We start from the raw sequence: 22,589 nt of genomic DNA on the forward strand, positions 1-22,589 counted from the left end.
GTCTCAACCAGTCTTGATGACAGATCAAGCGCTTCAAACGCTAGTGGAAAAAATTTCAATCGTATTTTTTCAGAAACCTTTTCTGCATCAAGCTACATTTAATCGGCGGTTAAAAACTACGGGCGGTCGCTATCATTTAGCTTCGCATCACCTGGATTTTAATCCAACTGTCTTTTTAAAGTATGGACAAGAGGAACTGGAAAAAGTCATTAAGCATGAGTTATGTCACTATCATTTACATTTAGCTGGCAAAGGCTATCAGCATAAAGATAAGGACTTTAAAGAGTTATTGGCTAAGATTGGCGGTGCCCGTTATGCACCGCCTCTAGTAGAACGGAAAAAAGCAGTTTTCCATCAGTACCAATGTCAGTCTTGTGGAGAAGTCATCCTCAGAAAACGACGAATTGATACGACACGATATGTCTGCGGAAAATGTCATGGGCGTTTGTCCTGGCAAGCGAAAAAAGAACAAATCTAACAATTCTGGTCTTTGTTATCTTGACAAAGACCAGTAATTATTTTAGGATAAATAAGTGCTCTTAAAATGCAGATGTGTTGGAATTGGCAGACAAGCATGATTGAGGGTCATGTGGACAGATGTCCGTGTGGGTTCGAGTCCCATCATCTGCATCAACTAGTATAACAAGAGGTCGGGACAGAAGTGTTTAACTCCGAGAAATAAGAAGGAGTTGCTTCTGTTCCCGCCGTTTATCAGTTTTTGAGCGTGGAGCGAAAATCCAAAGTGATTTTTGTCCCACGCTCTTGTTTATTACGGAAAAACCATCAATTTTTTATTAAATTCTGATATTTATTATTGCTTTTTCATTATAGTTGGCGTAACTTTAGAGTATAAATTTGTGAAGCGAGGGAGTCCGTGTGAGAAATTTTAAAAAATCTGATAAATTAAATAACGTAAGTTACGATGTCCGTGGTCCTGTTTTAGAAGAAGCAGAACGCATGCAAGAAGAGGGCATACGTATTTTGAAATTAAATACAGGGAATCCAGCGCCATTTGGTTTTGATGCCCCAAATGAAATTGTGCGCGACATGATTGTAAATGTTCGCGATTCAGAAGGTTATTCCGATTCAAAAGGTATTTTTTCTGCAAGAAAAGCGATTGAACAATATTGCCAATTAAAAAAATTTCCTAATGTAACGATTAATGATATTTACACTGGTAATGGCGTGAGTGAACTAATTACCATGTGTATGCAAGGCTTGTTAAATAACGGCGATGAAGTACTTGTGCCAATGCCAGACTATCCTTTATGGACTGCTTCTGTTTCTTTGGCGGGCGGTACACCCGTTCATTATATTTGTGATGAGCAAGCAGAATGGTATCCAGACATTGATGATATAAAATCAAAAATAACTTCGAATACAAAAGCAATCGTTATTATCAATCCCAATAATCCGACTGGTGCTTTATATCCGAAAGAGTTATTACTAGAAATTGTCGAAGTGGCACGTCAAAATGATTTAATTATTTACTCCGATGAAATTTATGATCGCTTGGTCATGGACGGTTTGGTTCATGTACCGATTGCTACATTAGCTCCTGATTTATTTGTCGTAACATTGAATGGTTTGTCAAAATCACATCGAGTGGCAGGCTTCCGATGCGGTTGGATGGTGTTAAGTGGAGATAAATCACGAGTAAAAGGGTATATCGAAGGGCTAAATATGCTTGCTTCCATGCGGTTATGCTCGAATGTGTTGTCACAACAAATCATTCAAACCGCATTAGGCGGCTATCAAAGTGTCGATGATTTACTTTTACCAGGTGGCAGAATTTACGAACAACGAGAATTTATTTACAATGCGATAAATGATATTCCTGGTTTATCAGCCGTGAAGCCTAAAGCAGCTTTCTATATTTTCCCGAAAATTGATACGGCCAAATTTGACATTTATGATGATGAAAAATTTGTTTTAGATTTCTTACACAAACATCATATTTTATTAGTCCATGGTGGTGGGTTCAACTGGCAACAACCAGATCACTTCCGTATTGTTTATTTACCGAAAATGGAAGACTTAAAAACTACAGCAGATAAAATGCGTGAATTTTTAAGTACCTACAAACAAAAATAAAAGAACTACCAAAAAATAGCCTCTAACGAAGCTATTTTTTGGTAGTTCTTGTTTTATCAACAATACTATTCTGCGGTTTCACATGCTTTTTTACTAATAATCATTCGGTTGGTATATTTTTCTTCCATATCAGGACTAGGATTTGCTACTACGATGAGATAAGAATTTTCATACTCCTTCTCCACAAAGCCTGAATAATTTGTTTTTTCCCAAATGAAGTGAACCTTTTTCTCTTCGGCCATACAATAACACTCCTTTTTAATAAAAATGAACCTATTTATTTTCTAAGAAAACCTTAGATAATGTTCTTGCAGTATATTATGCAATAAAGTACAATAAAAGCATAATGCGAATTCGCATATTTTGACAAAATCCCCATTTTGCAAGGAAAATGGCCGATATAAATAGGAGCTATTGTGATGAATTCTTTAGGTGCAGTTATTAAAGAAATTAGAAAAAATAGAAAATTGACACAGAAAATGTTATCAGAAGACATCTGTTCGCAAAGTGTTTTAAGCCGCATTGAAAACAATGAAGAGTTGCCGAATGTCCTCGTAATGCAACAACTTTGTGATCGTTTAGGTGTGACGGTTGACCAGATTATGCGTTATAAATCTGGTGATGTGCACGTTGTTACGTATTCATTTGAAAAAATGGCTGAATATTTTCGCCATAAAAAATATCAATTATTATTAAATTATTTAAAGGAAAATCGTATTGAAGAACAATTGTATTTAGATACGGACTGGCAAAAATATTATTATTATTTAGGTAGTTGTGAATTGTTTGTTCTAAATGATTACGAAAAAGCTATTGCTAGTTTGCGTAAAGGATTATCTTTCACCTATAAAGCCGATAAGTTAAATGTTTCTGATTTAGAGATTCAATTAATTAGTTGTCTAGGTGCCACTTATGGTTACATGGGCAATCGAGTAGAAGCAGAACGATTTTTAAGTTTGAGTATTCATTATTTTAATCAATTGCCAAATGAACGCAGTAATGCAGAGTTAACGAAAATATTTTTTAATTATGCTGATTTCTTATTTAAAAATTATACAGAAAAAGATGCCGAAATTTATGTGGATCAAGGAATTACTTGGGCCCGCAAAAAAAATAGTTATTATTATTTAAGTGAATTATTAAATCTAAAATATTTAGTTTTAATGAGAAAGAATAAACATGAAGAAGCAGAACGTTATCTGAACTTAGCACAACAAATGAAAAATGTGGAAAGTGGCAATCTTTAAAAAATCCTCAGAATTGCTTAAAAGGTCTACACCATTTCTTGACTTTTGTACTGATTAAGAGTACTTTTGAAGTAAGTAAAATAAAGAAAGAAGGATGAAGATGAAAACATTTATCTTTGCAGACAAGTTCTTTTTAAAAAGCGATGTTAAAGGACCTGGTTATTTAGAAATCACGGATGGTATCTTTGGTAATTATACAAAAGATGAACCGCAAGGGGACGTAAAAATTATTCGTGAGGAAGGCAAATGGATTGCCCCAGGTTTAGTGGATACTCATATTCATGGTTACATGAATCATGACGTAATGGATAACGATGCAGAAGGCATTAAAGTGATGTCTGAAGGCTTATTATCTTGTGGTGTAACTTCATTTTTACCAACAACGTTAACTTCAAGTAAAGAACGTTTAACAGATGTTGCACGTACGATTGGTCAAGTCTACCAAGAAGTACCTGGTGCAAAAATTCAAGGGATTTACTTTGAAGGACCTTTCTTTACTGAGGAACATAAAGGCGCACAAAATCCAAGTTATTTTGGAGATCCAGACCTTGATACATTCCACGAATGGCAAGAAGCTTCAGGCGGAATTATTAAGAAAATTGCGTTGGCACCAGAACGTAATGGTGTGAAAGAATTTGTTGAAACCGTTACAGATGAAGGTGTTGTTGTTGCTTTAGGCCATAGTAATGCGACCTTAGAAGAAGCTGATGTGGCAATTGAAGCAGGCGCTAGCGTTTTTGTTCATGCATATAATGGGATGCGCGGCTTAAATCACCGTGAACCAGGAATGGTTGGTGCATTATTAACGTTACAACACGTTTTCTCTGAATTAATTTGTGATGGACACCATGTACATCCGCAAGCGGCTGAAGTATTGATGGAAAAAGCGGGCCATGATCACGTTGCGTTAATTACAGACTGCATGATGGCTGGCGGTATGCCAGATGGCAACTACAATTTAGGTGAATTTCCTGTTGTGGTAGCAGAAGGAACGGCTCGTTTGGATACTGGGAACTTAGCAGGTAGTATTTTAAAACTAAAAGAAGCAATTAAAAATGTAGTTGATTGGGGTATTGCAACACCAGCACAAGCAATTATGATGGCTTCATTAGTTCCTGCGATCAGCTGTAAAATTGATGATCAATGCGGCATGATTGCAAATGGTCGCGATGCTGACTTTATCGTATTAGAACCAACCATGGAATTAGCAGCCACTTATTTAGATGGCGTTGAACGTTATCGAGCATAAGACACAAGAAAAAGCTTGCGGAAATTTATCCGCAAGCTTTTTTTATAATTCTTTTGGTAAAATCGCAGAAGTGATTTCTTTGTTCTCGTAGGCAATAAAAAAATCGATTAATTGCTTGTCAAATTGCTCAATATCCTCTTTGTAAAGGGAGCTAGGAATCACAAAGGTTTGCTCTAGAGTACCTGCTAGATAATCGCCATCTAAACTTTGGGCGACAACTAAAAATTCTTGTTTGCGCCAATGTTCCACATCTGTTTCAGAAATGGTTTCTGGAGAGGCTAAAAATTTACAATTTTCGACAAACTGTTCATCAATTTCTTCACTGAAAGTTAATTCAGCATCCTCTTCTTGAGGTTGAGAGAGGATTGCTTGCAAAAATGTTTGTGGTTTTGCATCGGGTAATGTTTCTTTTAGCTGTTCAAAATCCAATGAAAGTTCCTCCTTATTGTTTGTTTAAAATAGTTACTGAAAAATCAATGGGTGAATTTGTTTTAAGGCTTTTGGCTTCTAAGATGATTTTTTCAGCCAACAAATCGTTTCCGTTATATACAGGTGTCACGCGATAACGAACGGTTTCGCCGCGATCAAGAGCTGCCCGAATCTGATTTTCATATTTCGTCATATAAGGAGTGTTGACAGGATTCTGATACAAGGTGGTTAAGTTACGTGGATCATCACCACTGCCTCCCATTTGACGGCCGATTAGGTGGCCACGCGAATGATTAGCTTTTCCTGAAATGAAACCAGCTGGTCGAATATCTTTATTAGCGGAAGTTCCTGTATTGACCATTGCGGGTTTTAATAGCGCATCAGCGCCTGTCGCTCGTTTTAGACGATCTAGAGAATGATAAGTAATCCAGCCGTTTGAGTTATCCTTTAATTCCTCTGCTGAAAATGTGGCTTTACCATTTTCAATTGGTCCGGGATTATCTCCTTTTGGTGCTGGTGTGCTTGAAGGGGTGGTTGTTTGTGGTTGAACATTAAATAAATCTTGTAAAGCATCAGGAACTTTAACGCCAACCGCGCCTAAAATTAAAATGATTAATGCGCCAATCAGCATGATGGTTGAATTAAATGGTGGTTTCTTCTTTCTGTTTGCCATAACGTGCTCCTCTAATTTTATACTTGCAATAGTCCAAATTTAAGTGGACCATCTTTTCTATTATACGTAAATTTGCTAAAAAATCAAAAAAGGCTTTTCTTTGAAAGACTTGTTTTCTCAGATATGTTACTATTTTAATGTAGAAGGGAAGGGATAGTGGATGGCCTATATTGAAGTCAAAAATGAATACAAGCGTTACCAAATGGGAGAGACAACTATTACTGCGAATGACGGCATTTCTTTTGAAGTGGAAAAAGGAGAAGTAGCGGTTATTTTAGGCCCCAGCGGTGCTGGAAAATCAACTGTTTTAAATATTCTTGGTGGAATGGACAGCTGTGATGAAGGGGAAATTATTATTGATGGCACAGATATCGCTCAGTTTTCAGAGAAACAATTAACCACTTATCGACGCAATGATGTCGGGTTTGTTTTCCAATTTTACAATTTAGTCCCAAATTTAACGGCAAAAGAAAATGTCGAATTGGCTTCGCAAATCGTTGCGGATGCGTTGGATTCGACCAATGTTTTACAATCGGTGGGTTTAGGGGAACGTTTAGATAATTTTCCAGCGCAACTTTCTGGTGGTGAACAACAACGAGTAACCATCGCCCGTGCGATTGCTAAAAAGCCCAAGTTACTTTTATGTGATGAACCGACAGGAGCACTGGATTATGAAACAGGGAAACAAATTTTAACTATTTTGCAAAATACTGCTCGTGAAACTGGAACGACCGTCTTAATTATTACCCACAATTCAGCCATTGCAGAAATGGCCGATCGGGTAATTCGAATTAATGATGCGAAAGTTCGCGAAATGACTGTGAATGATCAGCCTAAATTGGTTGCTGAAATTGAATGGTAGGTGCCTAAAATGAAGAAAACAGCGCTAATTAAAACAAGCTTACGTGAAATTAGACAATCTACTACACGATTTTTATCGATTATGGGGATTATTTTCCTTGGTGTAATGGTCTTTGTTGGTTTGAAAGCTACTGGACCAGATATGATTAAAACCGCGAATAATTATTACCAGAAAGAGCAGCTTCCAGATGCGCGAATAATTTCTACAATGGGACTGGAAAAGAAAGATTTAACAACACTACAGTCTTTAAAAGATGTCGAAACAGTTGTGCCGCGGTATACAATAGATGCCACGATTGGGCCGCAAAATAATGCAGTAAAATTGTTTGGCTATCGAAAAAATCAAGCAGGATCGGTTAACTATCAAGTAGTTGACGGTCGGTTACCTAAACAAACAAATGAAATTGCATTAGATACATTAGCGAAAACTAGATATGACTATAAAATGGGTGATAAAATCACTTTAAACGATGCAGCGATTAAAGAAAAAGGGCTGAAACAAACTCATTTTACTGTTGTTGGATTTATCAATTCACCAGAATATATTGATAATACATCCAGGGGAACCACAACGGTCGGGTCTGGAACGTTAAACTTTTTTGGCGTGGTCTCGGAAAAAGCCTTTGACAGTCAACGGTATCCAGAATTGCTAATCTCATTTCGTTCATTAAAACATCAAAATACGTATTCCTCTGATTATGAAAAGAAAAGAGAGCAGGCCTTAAATCAGGTAAAAGAGGCACTGAAAAATCGGCCAGAAGAACAGATTGCGGCTCTGCGTGATTCGGCTCAGCCGGACATTAATCAAGGTCGGCAAGCGCTGGAAACGGGAAAACAAGCGCTTGCGCAATTGGAGCAACAGCCAGGAATTCCAGCTGAGATGCTTGAAAAGCAAAAAGACGAATTGGCTAAACAGGAACAACTGTTGGCTGAAAAAGAAACAGAGCTAGCCAATTTGAAAGCCCCAACGTATTATTATTTTACCAGGGAAGACAATCCAGGATTTTCTGAATATCAAGATAACGCTGATCGGATTTCTTCTTTAGCCACGCTGTTCCCGTTGTTCTTTTTCCTAATTGCGGCATTAGTCAGCTTAACTACCATGACACGTATGGTGGAAGAAAAAAGAATGGAAATTGGTAGTTTGAAAGCTTTAGGTTATCGTAATCGTGAAATTGCTTCGATTTTTATTACCTATGCAACGGTTGCTAGCCTAACAGGTGCATTATTAGGATTGGCAGTTGGCTATTATCTATTCCCTAAAATAATTTTTGATGCCTACGGTCAAATGTACAATATTCCTGATTTAGTTACACCGTGGTACTTAAATTACAGTTTATGGGGCATCATTGTAGCCTTAGCTTGTACTGTGGGAGCGGCCTTAGTGACATTAAGAATCGATTTATTAAGTACCCCAGCTACCTTGCTAAGACCCAAAGCGCCGAAAGCAGGCCAACGGATTTTATTAGAACGAATCCGCCCTTTATGGCAACGCATGAGCTTTATTCAAAAAGTGACCGCTAGAAATCTGTTCCGTTATAAACGACGGATGCTGATGACCGTTATCGGAATAGCTGGTTGTATGGGGCTGTTAATTGTTGGTTTTGGTTTACGCGATTCAATTGTGGATGTCGCTACAATTCAATTTAATAAAATCTGGCATTACCAAGCAGTCGTGACTTTTAAAGAGCAAACAACAGCTGAAGAGACAAAAGAGTATCAAGAAACGTTGCGCAAACTGGATGGTTTGAATAAAACAATTCCGTTATATTCAGAAATCTTTAAAACGAAGGGCAAAGGCGCACCAACTCAAAATATTACTCTTTATGTGCCACAAGATCCTTCGAAAATGGCTGAGTTTCAATTATTTAATGATCGAGTCACTGGAGAAAAATATTCCCTCAACGATGACGGTGTAATCATTAATGAAAAATTAGCTAAATTATTTGGCTATAAAGTCGGAGATCAATTAAATTTAGAAAATAGTGATAATCAAACCTATCACGTGAAAATTGCCGCGATTGCAGAGAACTACACGGGTCATTTTGTCTATATGACGCCGAAACTCTACCAGACGATGACGAAACAGAAGCCGGAGTATAATACAGAATTCCTACTTTTTGACAAAAAGTTATCCTCAAAACAAGAAACCTCAATCGGAGAGGCGTTGACAAAACAGCCGAAAGTGTTGAACGTTACGTTTTTAACTGCGATGAAAGGTTCGTTTGATGATATGCTGAAAAGCCTTGATATTGTCATTTGGGTACTAATTGCTGTTTCTGGTTCTTTAGCGTTAATTGTGTTATATAATTTAACCAACATTAATGTTTCTGAACGGATTCGAGAACTTTCCACGATTAAGGTTTTAGGGTTTTACGATCGTGAAGTCACCACCTATGTTTACCGTGAAAACATTATTTTAACGTTCATTGGTATTATTGTTGGCTGCTTCTTTGGGAAAATTTTGCATCAGTATATTTTAGCAACCGTTGAAGTTGATTTAATTATGTTTTCGCCAATTATTCATTGGCCAAGTTATCTGTATTCCGCAGTCATCACCATGTGTTTCACGTTGTTTGTGATGGTCATTATGCATCGGAAATTGAAGAAAATCAATATGATTGAAGCGTTAAAATCAAATGAATAGCACATTTTAAAAACGAGGAGTCCGTAGAAGTTCGATAATTCTAGGACTGCTCGTTTATTGCTGCTTCTTTTATTAAGAAAAAATAGGTCTTAAGATGTATCTTTTGAGATTTATTTGGAAATTACTACTCTTTTTATTTAAAAATTGGTACACTATTACTAGGTTATAGCACAGAAAGGAGTGTGGGAAAAGTGTTAGAAGGTCTACCATTGGAAACGGTTTATTTTTATGCATTAGTGGGGAGCGCGGTCCTCGCTTTTTTACTAATTATTTTTGGGGATGTTTTTAATTTTGATGGACCGGTGGACCCAATGCTGATTATTCCATGGATTGCTTTTACCTCGCTGTTTGGGTACCTTGGGGAAGAATTAACAGCGGTGAATAGTTGGCTTATTTTAATTGTCAGTGGTATTCTTTCAACCATTATTGTTTTCTTCCTAAATTTTTATGTGTTGGTCCCTTTGAAAAATTCGGAGGCCACAATTTCTATTTCGGAAAAAGACATGGAGGGTCGTGTTGCTACTGTGATTACCCCAATTCCTGTCCAAGGAATGGGCGAGATTCAATTGAAGAGTGTCACAGGTTCGTTAAGTCGACCAGCAGCATTTTATGTGCCACAAGAAGTGGCTGCGCCAAGAGGTAGTGAGGTATTGATTATTGAATTGAAAGAACGGGTTTGTTATGTCATTCCTTACGAAGGCAGTCTAAAAATATAGAGTAGGAGAGAAGAAAATGGGGATTTTGTTACCGATTATTATTGCAGTTTTAGTATTATTAATGTTATTAATTGTGTTTGTTTCTAAATATCAGACAGCCAAACCTGATGAAGCGTTAATTATCAGCGGGAGCTATCTAGGCTCTAAAAATGTTCATGTAGACGAAGGTGGCAACAAAATTAAAATCGTTCGTGGCGGTGGTGCGTTTGTCTTACCAGTGTTCCAACGTTCAAATCGAATTAGTTTGCTTTCAAGTAAATTAGATGTTTCTACACCAGAAGTGTACACAGAACAAGGGGTTCCTGTGATGTGTGATGGGACATCAATCATTAAAATTGGTTCGTCAGTTGAAGAAATTGCGACAGCAGCGGAACAATTTTTAGGAAAAACAACAGAAGAATTAGAAAATGAAGCACGTGAAGTATTAGAAGGACATTTACGTTCGATTTTAGGTTCAATGACAGTGGAAGAAATTTACCAAAACCGTGATAAATTTAGCCAAAGTGTACAAGAAGTTGCCAGTGTTGACTTAGCTAAAATGGGCTTAGTTATTGTGTCGTTCACAATTAAAGAAGTTCGTGATAAAAATGGATACTTGGATTCATTAGGGAAACCAAGAATCGCTCAAGTTAAACGTGATGCAGATATTGCTGAAGCAGAAGCCTTGAAAGAAACCCGCATCAAAAAAGCGGAAGCAGAAAAAGAATCACAACAAGCGGAATTGCAACGTCAAACAGAAATTGCAGAAGCTTCAAAAGAAAAAGAATTGAAATTAGCGTTATACAAACAAGAACAAGACATTGCCAAAGCCAAAGCAGACCAAGCCTATAACTTGGAAAGCGCCCGTGCACAACAACACGTGGTGGAACAAGAAATGGAAGTCAAAGTCGTTGAACGTCAAAAACAAATTGAGTTAGAAGAAAAAGAAATTACGCGTCGTGAAAAACAATACGACTCAGAAGTGAAGAAAAAAGCCGATGCAGATCGTTACGCACGCGAACAAGAAGCTCTTGCTCAAAAAGCACGCGAAGTAGCAGAAGCCGAAGCAGAACGCTTCAAAGTTGAAGCATTAGCCGAAGCGGAAGCCAATAAAACGCGTTTAACAGGTCAAGCGCAAGCCGAAGCTATTTTAGCTCGTGGTGCAGCGGAAGCCGAAGCCAAACAAAAGATTGCTGATGCCTTTAAAGAATATGGTGAAGCAGCTGTGTTAAGTATGGTGATGGAAATGTTACCACAATTAATGAAAGAAGCAGCACAACCATTGGGCAACATCGACAAGATTTCAGTGGTAGATACAGGCGCAGGTGGCGAAAATTCTGGCGCTAACCGTATTACCAATTATGCAACAAACTTGTTGGCTGGTACACAAGAAACACTAAAAGAAACAACGGGTCTCGACGTGAAAGAGCTAATTGAAAACTTTTCTAAAAAAGGTACCTCAAATAGCGTGAACTATCATGCAGCAGAAGGTTCAGAAAAAGAATAGAAATCAGCCTTTAAGGAGTAGCGAATCGCATTTCGTTACTCCTTAATGCTGCATTGAAACGATAAACGAACAATCTGACAGAGAAATAGCGAGTGCTTGTTTTGTTTCAAAGATTCTGATAACATAGAGTTCTTGGAGGGATAGAGATGTCAAAAAAGAATAAAGATATTGAAGTACGTGTTGAAGAAGAAAAAGCCCAATACAATGGAGCAAATGTTTTAATGAACAAATTATTTATTGGTAAAAAAGAAATCGGTCGTGTCATTCCGCAAAATGATAAAAAATTCATCATTGAAATTGATGGCAAGCAAGAAGGTACAGCAAAAAATCTGGACGAAGCCTTTGAAACAATTATTCGTCAATGGAATTTAAGTGAATAAAAAATAAATAACAATTTTTTTAAAAAAAGGGTTGCTTTTTTCTGGAAAAGATTGTATTATAACTAAGTCAGGTCGTTACAGCGACAATGACTTTTTGGAGGAATAGCGAAGTGGCTAAACGCGACGGACTGTAAATCCGTTCCTTAGGGTTCAGTGGTTCGAATCCACTTTCCTCCATTTTCTTTTTGGGGTATAGCCAAGCGGTAAGGCAACGGACTTTGACTCCGTCATGCGTTGGTTCGAATCCAGCTACCCCAGTTTTCAGAACATTTCTGGTAGAGAGATGTTCTTTTTTTGTATAATTATATAACAAAAATGAGGTAAGATTTTCCTCATGTACAGGCTAGAAAAGTTTTCATTTATATAAGAATATGCTAAAGTATTAAGAAAGAATAGTCTGGAGTTGATAAGAATGAACTTTAAAGAAAAAATTACAGAAATGGTTGAAAATGTTTACGATTTAGCACGCGATGGTAAGTATGATGTCAAAGTTGACTTAATTCCTCGTAAAAAAGGCAACATCAAAAGTGGTGTTAAAGTCACTTCTTCAAGAAATACAGCCCACAATATCAAATGGCGTTCAAAAAACTAACTCGTCTTTAACAGAAACACCGGAGTAGACAATAATGTTGTCTGCTCCGGTGTTTTTATTTTTCTAATTCGATGCCTAAGACAGTTAAATGCCCATTACCAACTAATTTGATAACTAATTGGGCTAAGTGGTTGGGTGTCATATCCGTCTCGCTAGTAATCCACCAATGAAGGGTACCGATGAAGATAGAGGTCATGTATTCAATAACAAAATCTATCGGTACATCAATATCATTTTCGGTAATACGCAACTGCGAAAAAATCGTCGCATATTTTTCTTCGATAATTTCAGCTAAGCGTTTTCGAAAGTGTTCGTTGAAATTATTGTCCATGATAGTTAAGAAGAAAGATTTGTTCTCTTGAATGTTGATGTAGAGTTGCGTCAGAAGTTCTTCAATGTGCTTCACGCGGACACGGTTGCCATTAACCAGTTGTTGCGAATCAAGAATAGCGGTAAAAGCACTAAGCGTAAAGGTGAAGATTGCATCATATAAATGCTGTTTGTCTTTAAAATGAGCATAAAAAGTCGCACGATTAATCATAGCTTCATCAGCAATATCCTGAATCGTCACCGCTTCGTAGCCTTTCGTTTCTACAAGTTTAAAAAAAGCTTCAATAATCATTTTTCTGGTTCGTTGTACTCTAAGGTCTGTTTTCTTTGCCATCATAAATTCCTTTCGAGATAGTCAACATTCGCGGAAACTTTGTTGTTTATCTCACAAAATAGGGTAAATTGCTTGTTGCAAATCATTTAGAACCTTTCTAAAATAGGTATATCTATTATAACAAACAGTTTGTATAATAATCAACAAACTGTTGGGAAATGAAGGGGTATTTTAATTGATGGTTATGAGAGCAGGGATTGATGTTGGGTCAACGACAGTAAAATTAGTATTTTTAAATAAACAAAATCAGCCTATTTTTACAAAATATGAACGCCATTTTTCAGATGTCAAAGCAGCAACGGAACGCATTTTAAAAGAAGGACTATCAAGGATCGGTGCAGACCAACCTGTGACAATGAGCATAACTGGCTCTGGTGGTATGGGGCTGGCTGAGGTATTAGGGATTCCTTTTGTTCAAGAGGTTATCGCGTGTACACGAACTGTTGAAACAATAATCCCAGAAACGGATGTTGCTATTGAACTTGGCGGAGAAGATGCAAAAATCACTTTTTTTGATGGTGCTTTAGAGCAACGAATGAATGGTAGTTGTGCAGGTGGGACAGGCGCCTTCATCGATCAAATGGCTGTTTTACTTAAAACGGATGCCAATGGAGTGAATGAATTGGCGAAGAATTATCAAACTATTTATCCGATTGCTTCCCGCTGTGGGGTTTTTGCCAAAACGGATGTTCAACCTTTAATCAATGAAGGAGCAGCGAAAGAAGATATCGCGGCGAGTATTTTTCAAGCGGTAGTTAATCAAACAATCGCTGGGTTAGCTGCTGGTCGCAAAATTAAAGGTAAAGTAGCGTTTTTAGGGGGACCCTTATTTTTCATGTCAGAATTGAGAAAACGGTTTATTGAAACCTTAGCAATTCAGCCAGAAGATGTTATTTTTCCAGAACAACCGCAACTGTTTGTAGCAATGGGTGCAGCACTTTATTCAGAAGATGCAGCCGAATGTACATTGGAAGAATTAATTCAGCGCTTAGTGAACAGCCAGGCTACTGATTTACAGCCGAGCGACACGTTACCACCGTTATTTAACAGCGCAGAAGATTTGGCAGATTTTCGAGAAAGACACGCGCAAGCTCAAGCAACGGAGAAACCTTTATCTCAACATACTGGCGTGACCTTTTTAGGGATTGATGCAGGCTCTACAACGACAAAAGTCACATTGATTGATGAAGATGGTCATTTGTTGTTTTCTTTTTATGGTAATAACCAAGGGCAACCTTTAGAAACCACCATGACAGTACTGAAATCACTTTATCAACAACTGCCTGAAGAAGTTTTTATCGGAAAAGCGGCTGTTACAGGATATGGAGAACAGCTAATAAAAAATGCGTTAAAAGTCGATATTGGTGAAGTTGAAACGATGGCCCATTACAAAGCAGCCAACCATTTTCAGCCAGGTGTGGATTTTATTTTGGATATCGGAGGACAAGATATGAAAGCGATGACCATTAAAAATGGCGTGCTTTCCTCGATTCAATTAAATGAAGCTTGTTCTTCTGGGTGCGGTTCCTTTATCGAAACCTTTGCGCAATCTTTAAAATATAATGTGAAGGATTTTGCTTTGGCGGCTTTAGAATCGCAAGCGCCTGTTGATTTAGGTTCTCGGTGTACTGTTTTTATGAACTCAAAAGTGAAACAAGTTCAAAAAGAAGGGGCCTCTGTCGGCGATATTTCTGCTGGACTATCTTATTCAGTCATCAAAAATGCCATTTATAAAGTCATTAAGGTTCGCCGACCTGAAGAGTTGGGAGAAAAGATTGTCTGCCAGGGAGGAACATTTTACAATGAAGCGGTCTTGAGAGCTTTTGAAAAAATTAGCGGTCGTGAAGTGGTTCGTCCATCTATTGCTGGTTTGATGGGGGCCTATGGGGCAGCGCTGATTGCTTTGGATGCTTATGAAATTGGGGAAGAAACCACGCTTCTTTCTTTAGAAGAGTTAGCGGCATTTACCTCTGAAAAGGAATTTACTCATTGCGGCTTGTGTGAAAACAATTGTCAATTAACGGTCACAGTGTTTTCGGATGGGCGCCAATTTATTACGGGAAATCGCTGTGAACGTGGTGCGCGAATTAAAATTAAACGAGAAGAACGCAAAGTGAATTTGGTTGATTATAAGTACCGCAAGTTATTTAAGTACCGACCTTTGCGGGAAAATAAAGCGTTTCGTGGGCGCTTGGGTATCCCTAGAGTCCTAAACATGTATGAAAATTATCCTTTGTGGCATACATTTTTTACTGACTTAGGCTTTCGGGTTGAATTATCGCCACGTTCTAATAAACAAATCTATGAACAAGGCCTTGAAACGATTCCCAGTGATACGGTTTGTTACCCAGCGAAAATGGCGCATGGACATATTCAAGCATTAATTGATGCGCAAGTGCCAATTATCTTTTATCCTGGTGTTGTTTTTGAACAGCAAGAAACAGTGGAAGCAGATAATCATTTTAATTGTCCAATTGTGCAAAGCTACCCAGATGTTATTCGAAATAATGTGGATGCCATCAGAGAGGGCCAAGTGGATTATCGAAATCCCTATCTTAATTTAGCGAATGAAGCTGCAGTTGCCAAAGTTTTAGCTGAAAATTTTGCTGATTTAGGGATTTCCCTAGAAGAAATTCAAACAGCGCTGCATCATGGTTATCAAGAATTAGCAGCCTTTAAAAAAGAAATTCAAGAAAAAGGCGAAGAAACGTTAGCCATGTTAACTGAAAAAGGCCAGAGAGGAATTGTCTTATCGGGACGACCGTATCACTTGGATCCAGAAATTAATCACGGCATTGCCGAAGTCATTACACAGGAAGGATTCCATGTCTTGACAGAAGACAGTATCTCGCATCTTGGAGACGTGCAGAATTTACGTGTGGTGAATCAATGGGTTTATCATTCTCGCTTATATGCGGCGGCTAAAGTAGTGGCTAAGACGAAAAATTTAGAACTTGTCCAACTGAATTCCTTTGGTTGCGGCTTAGATGCTGTGACAACCGATCAAGTAGAAGAAATCATGGATCGGTCTGGCAAAATTTATACAGTCCTCAAAATCGATGAAGGTGCGAATTTGGGCGCAATTCGTATTCGGTTGCGCTCCTTGAAAGCGGCTGTCAATGAGCGGGAGAAGCAACAGTTTGTTCCGCATATGCAAATGGAAGAGCCGGAGAAAATTGTGTTTACAAAACAAATGAAAAAAACACATACCTTACTGTTACCAATGCTTAGCCCGATTCATCAATCTGGATTAGTCGATGTAGCATTACAAGCTTCTGGGTATCATGTCGTCTGTTTGCCTGCGCAGGATAAAGAAGCCGTGAATGTCGGGTTAAAATATGTCAATAATGATGCGTGTTACCCAGCAATTATTTCTATCGGACAACTAGTCGAAGCTTTGGAAAGTGGTCAATATGATTTGGATAATGTCAGTGTCTTAATGACGCAAACAGGGGGCGGTTGTCGCGCAACGAATTACATTCCCTTATTACGAAAAGCCTTAAATGATGCTGGTTTTTCTCAAGTTCCTGTAGTTTCAGTTTCGATGGGCAATAAAGGGGTCGAATCCAATCCAGGATTTAAATTTACGTTGCCAATGATCAAACGCTTAGTGGTTGCCTTTTTATATGGTGACTTATTCGAACGAGTAGTTTATCGAACAAGACCTTATGAAACAGAAAAAGGAATGGTGGATCAACTGCACCAAGATTGGCTAAAAAGAGTGGAAGCCAATGTCCGGAATGGTTCGCTGACACAATTTAATCACTTCATGAAAAAAATTATTCGGACGTTTGATGAAATTCCTTTACAAGAGATAAAAAAACCAAAAGTCGGTGTGGTCGGGGAAATTTTAGTGAAATATTCGCCGACAGCGAATAATGATATTGTGCGTTTGCTAGAAGAAGAAGGTGCTGAAGCAGTTGTGCCAGATATTGTTGGCTTTATGAACTATTCTTTGTACAATCAAATTTGGAAATACGAAAATATGGGCATGTCAAAACAAAGCAAACGTTTAGCAGAATTTGCGATAAAAATCATTGAATTGGTAGAAAAACCAATGGATAAGGCATTGAGAAAATCGGTCCGTTTTGATGGTATTCATTCCATTTATGATATGGCAGCAGACGCAAGTAAAATTTTATCAATTGGCAATCATACGGGTGAAGGTTGGTTTTTAACAGCTGAAATGATTGAGCTCTTAAAACACGAGGTGAATAACATCGTTTGTATGCAGCCGTTTGGATGTTTACCAAACCATATTGTTGGAAAAGGGGTCGTGAAAGAGCTACGACGTCAATATCCGCAAGCAAACATTGCGGCGGTGGATTATGATCCAGGGGTATCTTTGGTTAATCAGTTGAACCGAATCCGTTTGATGATGGCCACAGCGAACAAGTTGTTGAAAGAAGAAAATGTAAAAAGATAATAACTAATAGAAATTCGTTTAAAAACATTTGACTTGGTCACTTTTTACTGACTAAGCCAAATGTTTTTGTTATAAAAAGAAAGCATGCAACTAGACCAACTTTGATAAAAATTCCAATTCCTCTTTTATTTATCATTTTTTGGTTGTTTACACGGTCTATACCAGTTATAATAGAAGAGGAGATGAACGAAGAGGAGGAAGCGTAAATGGTTCAAAATATACCAATTTATATTCAAATTCACGATAAAATCAAAGAAGATATTGAAAAAGGTGTCTGGAGTATCGGGGATCGTTTGCCCTCTGAGCGAGAATTAGCCTTGAAATTTGATGTTAGTCGAATGACCTTACGCCAAGCCATCCAGACTTTAGCAGACGAAGGGATTTTAGAACGAAAAATTGGTTCAGGAACATATGTAGCACGTAAGAAAGTTCAAGAAACAATGACAGGTACCACTAGTTTTACAGAAATTACCTTGTCTCAAAATCGCGTTCCTTCTAGTCGGACGGTGTCTTATTTTGTAGCGAAACCTAGTTCTAGTGAGATGGAAAAATTACAACTAGGTCCAGAAGATTCAATTTTACGAATGGAAAGAATTCGTTTTGCGGATGACATTCCGATTTGTTTTGAGGTGGCGAGTATTCCTTATTCATTGGTCTCGCAATATGGCAAATCTGAAATCACGAACTCTTTTTATAAAACACTTGAAGCCAAATCTGGCCACAAAATTGGCCATTCTAACCAAACAATCTCTGCTGTTCAAGCATCGGAACAGATCGCAGAATATTTAGAGATTAAACGAGGCGATGCGATTCTGCGTGTGCGCCAAGTATCCTATTTTGAAAACGGACTACCTTTTGAATATGTTCGTACGCAGTATGCAGGAAGTCGATTTGAGTTTTATTTAGAGAAGTAGAGAAAAAGAATGAATAAAAGATAGGAAAACTTATCAATGTGATAAGTTTTCCTATCTTTTAATTTTTTTCTAAAGAAATAAATTGTTTTTTTAATAAAATGCATATTTACTTATTAATTTATCTGACGTTAAAAAATAACGATTTAGTGGAATTTATTTATTTTTTAAAATTTTATTTAAATATTTTTTAAATAATTTTTATTTATTGGTTATTTTTGTTTTTATTTTGGTAAATATTGATTTGGGTGGTTTTTAAATGTTGTTTTTAAGTATTTTTATTTGTTTATTTTATTGTTATAATTATTTTTATGCGAATACGTATATTTTTAAATAGTTGTTGACTATATTTTTTATATATAGTTATAATATTTGTAACAGGTAATAAAACTATAAAAAATGTGGAGGGATTACTTATGGCAGGATCAATTGCTGTAACACCAGAACAACTGAAATCACAAGCGAAAGTATATTCGCAAGCATCGTCTCAAATTCAAGATGCAATTCGTAAAGTGAATTCAATGAACCAACAAATTTCACAACAATGGAAAGGGCAAGCATTTCAAGCGTATCTGGAACAGTACAATCAATTGGAAGGTAATGTCAAACAGATGGAAGAATTATTGATTAGTATTAATCAACAATTAAACAAATATGCAGACACTGTCGCAGAACGTGACCGTCAAGATGCAGGATCATTTGGCTTTTAATTGATCAAAGATTGAAGCGCTAGCGCAATGAATTGCACTAGCGCTTTTTCTAAAGGAGAGAAGATAATGGAAGGGAAAATAAAAAAAGGTATCCCTTTTGCCTTAGCAATTGGAGCAACTTTCTTGTTATTACTTTTTTTCATTCATTTAGGGTTTAAAGATGAGAACGTGACTCGAAGTAGCAAAGATCAGACAACAAAGATGCAGTACGCATTAGTTAATGAAGATAAAGGCGCAAGTTTTGAAGGAAAACGTTATGCATTAGGTTCTGATTTTGTCACATTAATTAACAAAGATACAGCTAATCGATGGGAAACAACGACTCGGAATATCGCAACATCTGGGGTTGAAAATGGACAATTCGATGCCCAAATTATTATTCCGCAAGATTTTTCGGAGAAATTATTGTCACTACAAGCTGTTAGTCCAGAGCAGGCTTCTGTTGAATACCAAGTGCGAGACGGACAAAATGAATTGACCAATCAAGCAATTCAAGACAAAGTAAATACTATTTTGAAAGATTTTAACCAACGCGTAATTCAGATGTATTTTTCCAGTATTGTTGGAAATTTAGTTATCGCACAACAAAACGTTAACCAAATTACTGATACGCAGTTGCTGTATCAAAATCAATTAGAAGAAACAATTCAGCAACCATTTAAAGAAATTCCCATGAATTATACGACAGTATTAAGTACGGCTAGTATTTTAGATGAGGACAATAAATTATTTACAAACGAGCAAGAAGCGTTTGTAAAATCAGTACAAACCTTATTAGAAAGCAATAATCAGAGCTTAGAATCAACTAGTAAGACAACGGAAGATACGAAAAAATCAGTGGGTGAGTATTCGAAAGAAGCAAATGAAAAAATAAAAAAATCAATTGCACAATTTAATGAACAGTTTGAGAGACAAAAACAAGAATTGACTAATCAATGGGAAAGTGACACGACAGTATACAAACAACAATTCGATCAACTAAATGGAACGGTAATCAATCAGTTTAGCTCCTTCTACACACCAAGTGAACAAGGAGGCTCAGGGATTTATGCTGACTTTTTATCAGAATCTAAATTATTTCAAGAAACACAAAGCAATCGCATTGGCGAACTACAAAAAGAAATCGCAGAACTACATATGCAAGTAGAACAATTAACTGCGTTAAAAAAGCAAATTGCGGCTACATATTATAATGATCTTGAAGCAACACCTGAGATAGCAACAGACACTCAAATTAAGCAAGCGATTATTCAGTTAATTACGAACGAAAAAGAAAATATACCTAACTTAGATAAAAATTATCAGGAAAGATTGGAAGAATCACTAAGTGAAATTTCTTTTGTAAGTTTAGAAAGACTCGTTAGTGAATTAGAAATGAATAATAGGATTTCAGTTGAACAAGGCAATCTTTTCCGTGATGAGTTACAAATTATTCAGCGATATGCAGAACAACATGAACTTGATTTCACCAATTCAAGCCGCTTTATGTATTTGGAACCTAAACAACTTCATGAAGATACTATAGCGATTCCACAAGAAAAAGTAACTTTTTCACTAGCGACAAATCAAGAGTCGGTTATTTCATTACGACAAACCAATACACAAAATTGCGAATTGTCATTTATTTTAGATGATTCAAAAGTTCAAACAATTAAAACATCTTTGAATCAGCAGTTAGCAGGTGCAGGTTACAGCATTGATATTTCAGCAATTACCCCAACACAGCTAACAATTACCAAACCAGTGAAAATACAAGCTGAGATTCCTGAGAATGATGAAGTGGACGAAGAAAATACGCAAGAAGAGTTGGCAGAAGAATCCGAAGATGAATCTGAAAAAGTAACTGAGCCAGCAAATGATTTGCCCCCACTTCCAGAAAAACTTTCTTTAACAATTGACTTACCAATGGTTTGGCAACTGACACCAGAACAACAAAAAACAGCATTTAATCAGATCAATTATTCTTGGCGGGTAAATAATGAGCTTCAAAATGCACGTTCGTTTGCTGTGTATATTGCAATGGACCAACCATTAGTAACCGATATTCCTGAAATTATGAAGCAATTTCAACTTTTAGATACTGTATCACAACAAATTGTGACTTTATATGGTACGCCTAATCAAAGTCTATCTATTCAAGAGTATGCAGCAATGTTAACCGCTCCTGAAAATCAGGATAAAACAATTGAAGAGTTAGCAGGTGAGACATCCATTTACTGGATGTACGACAATATCACTGAAAACGAGCAAACCATGATGATTACAGATAAATTATTAGACGAATATAAAAAAACAGGAAATCAATTATATCGAGAAACAGATGAACAAATTAATCAATTAAAACAATTAATTGGTACTGAGACAGGTCAAAATACAGACGGACGACCTACAACACTTTACGGAACATTAAATTTAATGACGGTCCCTGAAAAATTATTACGAGAAGCAGAGAAATTAAATACATGGTTTGATGAAGCAACAAAACAAGTCAATGCGACATATGCTACTTGGCAAGAAGCTGGAAAAGTGGGAGCTACTTCTGTAATTGATGAAAGAAATCCACATCCAGAAGAAAATCAAACCAGCACTTTAGATGTAGAAACAGAAAATTTAGTTAAAATGATGCAAACGTTAATGCAAACAACGAAAGAAACTAGTCTAACAACAGCTGATTCAGCAGCCAAAGTCAAAGATGTTGCCCCGACTATCAAAGAATTGAAAGCCTCAACAACCAAAGTTCAAGATCATGCGCAAAATATTTTAGCAAACTTAAATGATTCAATTGATGAGTCAAAGAAAACAACCAAAGAAAATGAAGAGTATGCCAAAACATTTGAAAAAGTATTGGCTAATACAAGAGACGGCGGTGCTGATAATCCACGGGTATTTAGTTTCCTTGCGAGCCCAATTCAAGGAGAAGGAATCTTTGGCGAAACACGACAAGTCTCTTTAATTCCCTATTACGCTACCTTGATTGTTAGTATTTTAACATTCGTTATTGCGCTAACTTTCCAAGGCTTTATGAAGAAAAGAACAGTTACTGTAGCGGATGCGTTGGTTGAACCAACCAGAGTTTGGCAAAATATACCAAATCTGTTATTACTCTTGATTACGGTTATTTTGTTTGGAAGTGTCTTTTCACTTCTACTGGTGTTCAATGTATCTCAAATAAATCGATTCGCTTGGTTTATCTATAGTTTCTTAGTATTTGCTAGCGGTGCACTTTTGGTTTGTGCTTGTTTGCGCCAATTTAAAAAACTTACTTTATATGTTTATGGAGCTATGCTGGGGTTATTTTTCATGTTGACACCTTTATTAGGCATTGCAACAAAGGTAGGCTCATTAAGCAATTGGCTCTATCGTTTATCGCCGCTTCAAAATATCCAAAATGGCTTTACTGCTTTAGTAAATGGGATACAAATTAGTTGGGTTAGTTACCTTATTTTAATCGTTTTACTTGTTTTAGGTGTTGTCCTTAACTTGTTTGTACGACCGGAGGAATAG

At 37.0% G+C, this 22,589-nt stretch carries 18 protein-coding genes and 3 tRNA genes; 17 read left to right on the top strand and 4 right to left on the bottom strand.

From position 1 onward, the window contains the following. Positions 1-16 precede the first annotated feature (16 nt). The 3 genes from IGL90_RS05340 (at position 17) to IGL90_RS05350 (ending at position 2,094) form a co-directional block, all read left to right on the top strand. The gene (locus tag IGL90_RS05340) at positions 17-478 is read left to right on the top strand and encodes a SprT family protein (RefSeq protein ID WP_002369510.1); all 462 of its coding nucleotides are present in this window, start codon (positions 17-19) and stop codon (positions 476-478) included. 68 nt (positions 479-546) lie between these two features. Then, positions 547-630 (top strand) — tRNA-Leu (locus tag IGL90_RS05345). 246 nt (positions 631-876) lie between these two features. Further along, positions 877-2,094, top strand: coding sequence for a pyridoxal phosphate-dependent aminotransferase (locus IGL90_RS05350; RefSeq protein ID WP_002357817.1), 1,218 nt, complete (start codon positions 877-879; stop codon positions 2,092-2,094). A 65-nt stretch (positions 2,095-2,159) separates the two neighbouring features. On the opposite strand, the gene IGL90_RS05355 is transcribed toward IGL90_RS05350, so the two are convergent. Then, positions 2,160-2,336 (bottom strand): hypothetical protein, encoded by a 177-nt coding sequence (locus tag IGL90_RS05355; RefSeq protein WP_002357816.1) that lies wholly within the window; start codon positions 2,334-2,336, stop codon positions 2,160-2,162. Between the two features lie 177 nt (positions 2,337-2,513). Here IGL90_RS05355 and IGL90_RS05360 point away from each other — a divergent pair, with 177 nt between their 5' ends. Both IGL90_RS05360 and nagA read left to right on the top strand, forming a co-directional pair. After that, the gene (locus IGL90_RS05360; RefSeq protein WP_002381942.1) at positions 2,514-3,341 is read left to right on the top strand and encodes a helix-turn-helix domain-containing protein; all 828 of its coding nucleotides are present in this window, start codon (positions 2,514-2,516) and stop codon (positions 3,339-3,341) included. A gap of 100 nt (positions 3,342-3,441) precedes the next feature. Continuing rightward, positions 3,442-4,590, top strand: coding sequence for an N-acetylglucosamine-6-phosphate deacetylase (gene nagA, locus IGL90_RS05365; protein ID WP_048736896.1), 1,149 nt, complete (start codon positions 3,442-3,444; stop codon positions 4,588-4,590). A gap of 42 nt (positions 4,591-4,632) precedes the next feature. Here the strand turns inward: nagA and IGL90_RS05370 are convergent, their stop codons facing one another. After that, entirely contained in the window at positions 4,633-5,019 is a 387-nt protein-coding gene (locus IGL90_RS05370; RefSeq protein ID WP_002360464.1) for a hypothetical protein, read from the bottom strand. Positions 5,020-5,032: 13 nt separating this feature from the next. Beyond that, entirely contained in the window at positions 5,033-5,692 is a 660-nt protein-coding gene (locus IGL90_RS05375; protein WP_002357812.1) for a DNA/RNA non-specific endonuclease, read from the bottom strand. A 160-nt stretch (positions 5,693-5,852) separates the two neighbouring features. Here IGL90_RS05375 and IGL90_RS05380 point away from each other — a divergent pair, with 160 nt between their 5' ends. The 8 genes from IGL90_RS05380 (at position 5,853) to IGL90_RS05415 (ending at position 12,374) form a co-directional block, all read left to right on the top strand. Continuing rightward, positions 5,853-6,554, top strand: coding sequence for an ABC transporter ATP-binding protein (locus IGL90_RS05380; RefSeq protein WP_002363831.1), 702 nt, complete (start codon positions 5,853-5,855; stop codon positions 6,552-6,554). A gap of 9 nt (positions 6,555-6,563) precedes the next feature. Next, positions 6,564-9,200 (top strand): FtsX-like permease family protein, encoded by a 2,637-nt coding sequence (locus IGL90_RS05385; protein ID WP_048736894.1) that lies wholly within the window; start codon positions 6,564-6,566, stop codon positions 9,198-9,200. 182 nt (positions 9,201-9,382) lie between these two features. Further along, a complete protein-coding gene (locus IGL90_RS05390) occupies positions 9,383-9,916 on the top strand; it encodes a hypothetical protein (RefSeq protein ID WP_002369505.1) in 534 nt (177 codons plus the stop codon). A gap of 16 nt (positions 9,917-9,932) precedes the next feature. Next, entirely contained in the window at positions 9,933-11,402 is a 1,470-nt protein-coding gene (locus tag IGL90_RS05395) for a flotillin family protein (protein WP_002365565.1), read from the top strand. 146 nt (positions 11,403-11,548) lie between these two features. Then, a complete protein-coding gene (locus tag IGL90_RS05400) occupies positions 11,549-11,782 on the top strand; it encodes a DUF2969 domain-containing protein (protein ID WP_002357806.1) in 234 nt (77 codons plus the stop codon). Between the two features lie 96 nt (positions 11,783-11,878). Then, positions 11,879-11,959, top strand: a tRNA-Tyr gene (locus tag IGL90_RS05405). A 9-nt stretch (positions 11,960-11,968) separates the two neighbouring features. Further along, positions 11,969-12,040 (top strand) — tRNA-Gln (locus IGL90_RS05410). Between the two features lie 154 nt (positions 12,041-12,194). Next, positions 12,195-12,374, top strand: coding sequence for a hypothetical protein (locus IGL90_RS05415; RefSeq protein WP_002357804.1), 180 nt, complete (start codon positions 12,195-12,197; stop codon positions 12,372-12,374). Between the two features lie 55 nt (positions 12,375-12,429). Here IGL90_RS05415 and IGL90_RS05420 read toward each other — a convergent pair whose 3' ends face one another. Continuing rightward, positions 12,430-13,041 (bottom strand): TetR/AcrR family transcriptional regulator, encoded by a 612-nt coding sequence (locus IGL90_RS05420; RefSeq protein ID WP_002357803.1) that lies wholly within the window; start codon positions 13,039-13,041, stop codon positions 12,430-12,432. Positions 13,042-13,216: 175 nt separating this feature from the next. Here IGL90_RS05420 and IGL90_RS05425 point away from each other — a divergent pair, with 175 nt between their 5' ends. The 4 genes from IGL90_RS05425 (at position 13,217) to esaA (ending at position 22,589) form a co-directional block, all read left to right on the top strand. After that, complete coding sequence (locus IGL90_RS05425) at positions 13,217-17,464, top strand: 2-hydroxyacyl-CoA dehydratase (RefSeq protein ID WP_048736908.1); 4,248 nt, start codon at positions 13,217-13,219, stop codon at positions 17,462-17,464. 206 nt (positions 17,465-17,670) lie between these two features. Further along, complete coding sequence (locus tag IGL90_RS05430; RefSeq protein ID WP_002357800.1) at positions 17,671-18,378, top strand: GntR family transcriptional regulator; 708 nt, start codon at positions 17,671-17,673, stop codon at positions 18,376-18,378. Positions 18,379-18,791: 413 nt separating this feature from the next. Then, positions 18,792-19,085, top strand: a complete 294-nt coding sequence (locus IGL90_RS05435; RefSeq protein ID WP_002357798.1) for a WXG100 family type VII secretion target — start codon at positions 18,792-18,794, stop codon at positions 19,083-19,085. Positions 19,086-19,112: 27 nt separating this feature from the next. Then, positions 19,113-22,589: a type VII secretion protein EsaA gene (esaA, locus tag IGL90_RS05440; RefSeq protein ID WP_048736907.1), complete on the top strand. Its 3,477-nt coding sequence runs from the start codon at positions 19,113-19,115 to the stop codon at positions 22,587-22,589.

It is taken from the genome of Enterococcus sp. DIV1307a (genome assembly GCF_050537425.1).
In the GTDB taxonomy this organism is placed as follows: domain Bacteria; phylum Bacillota; class Bacilli; order Lactobacillales; family Enterococcaceae; genus Enterococcus; species Enterococcus faecalis.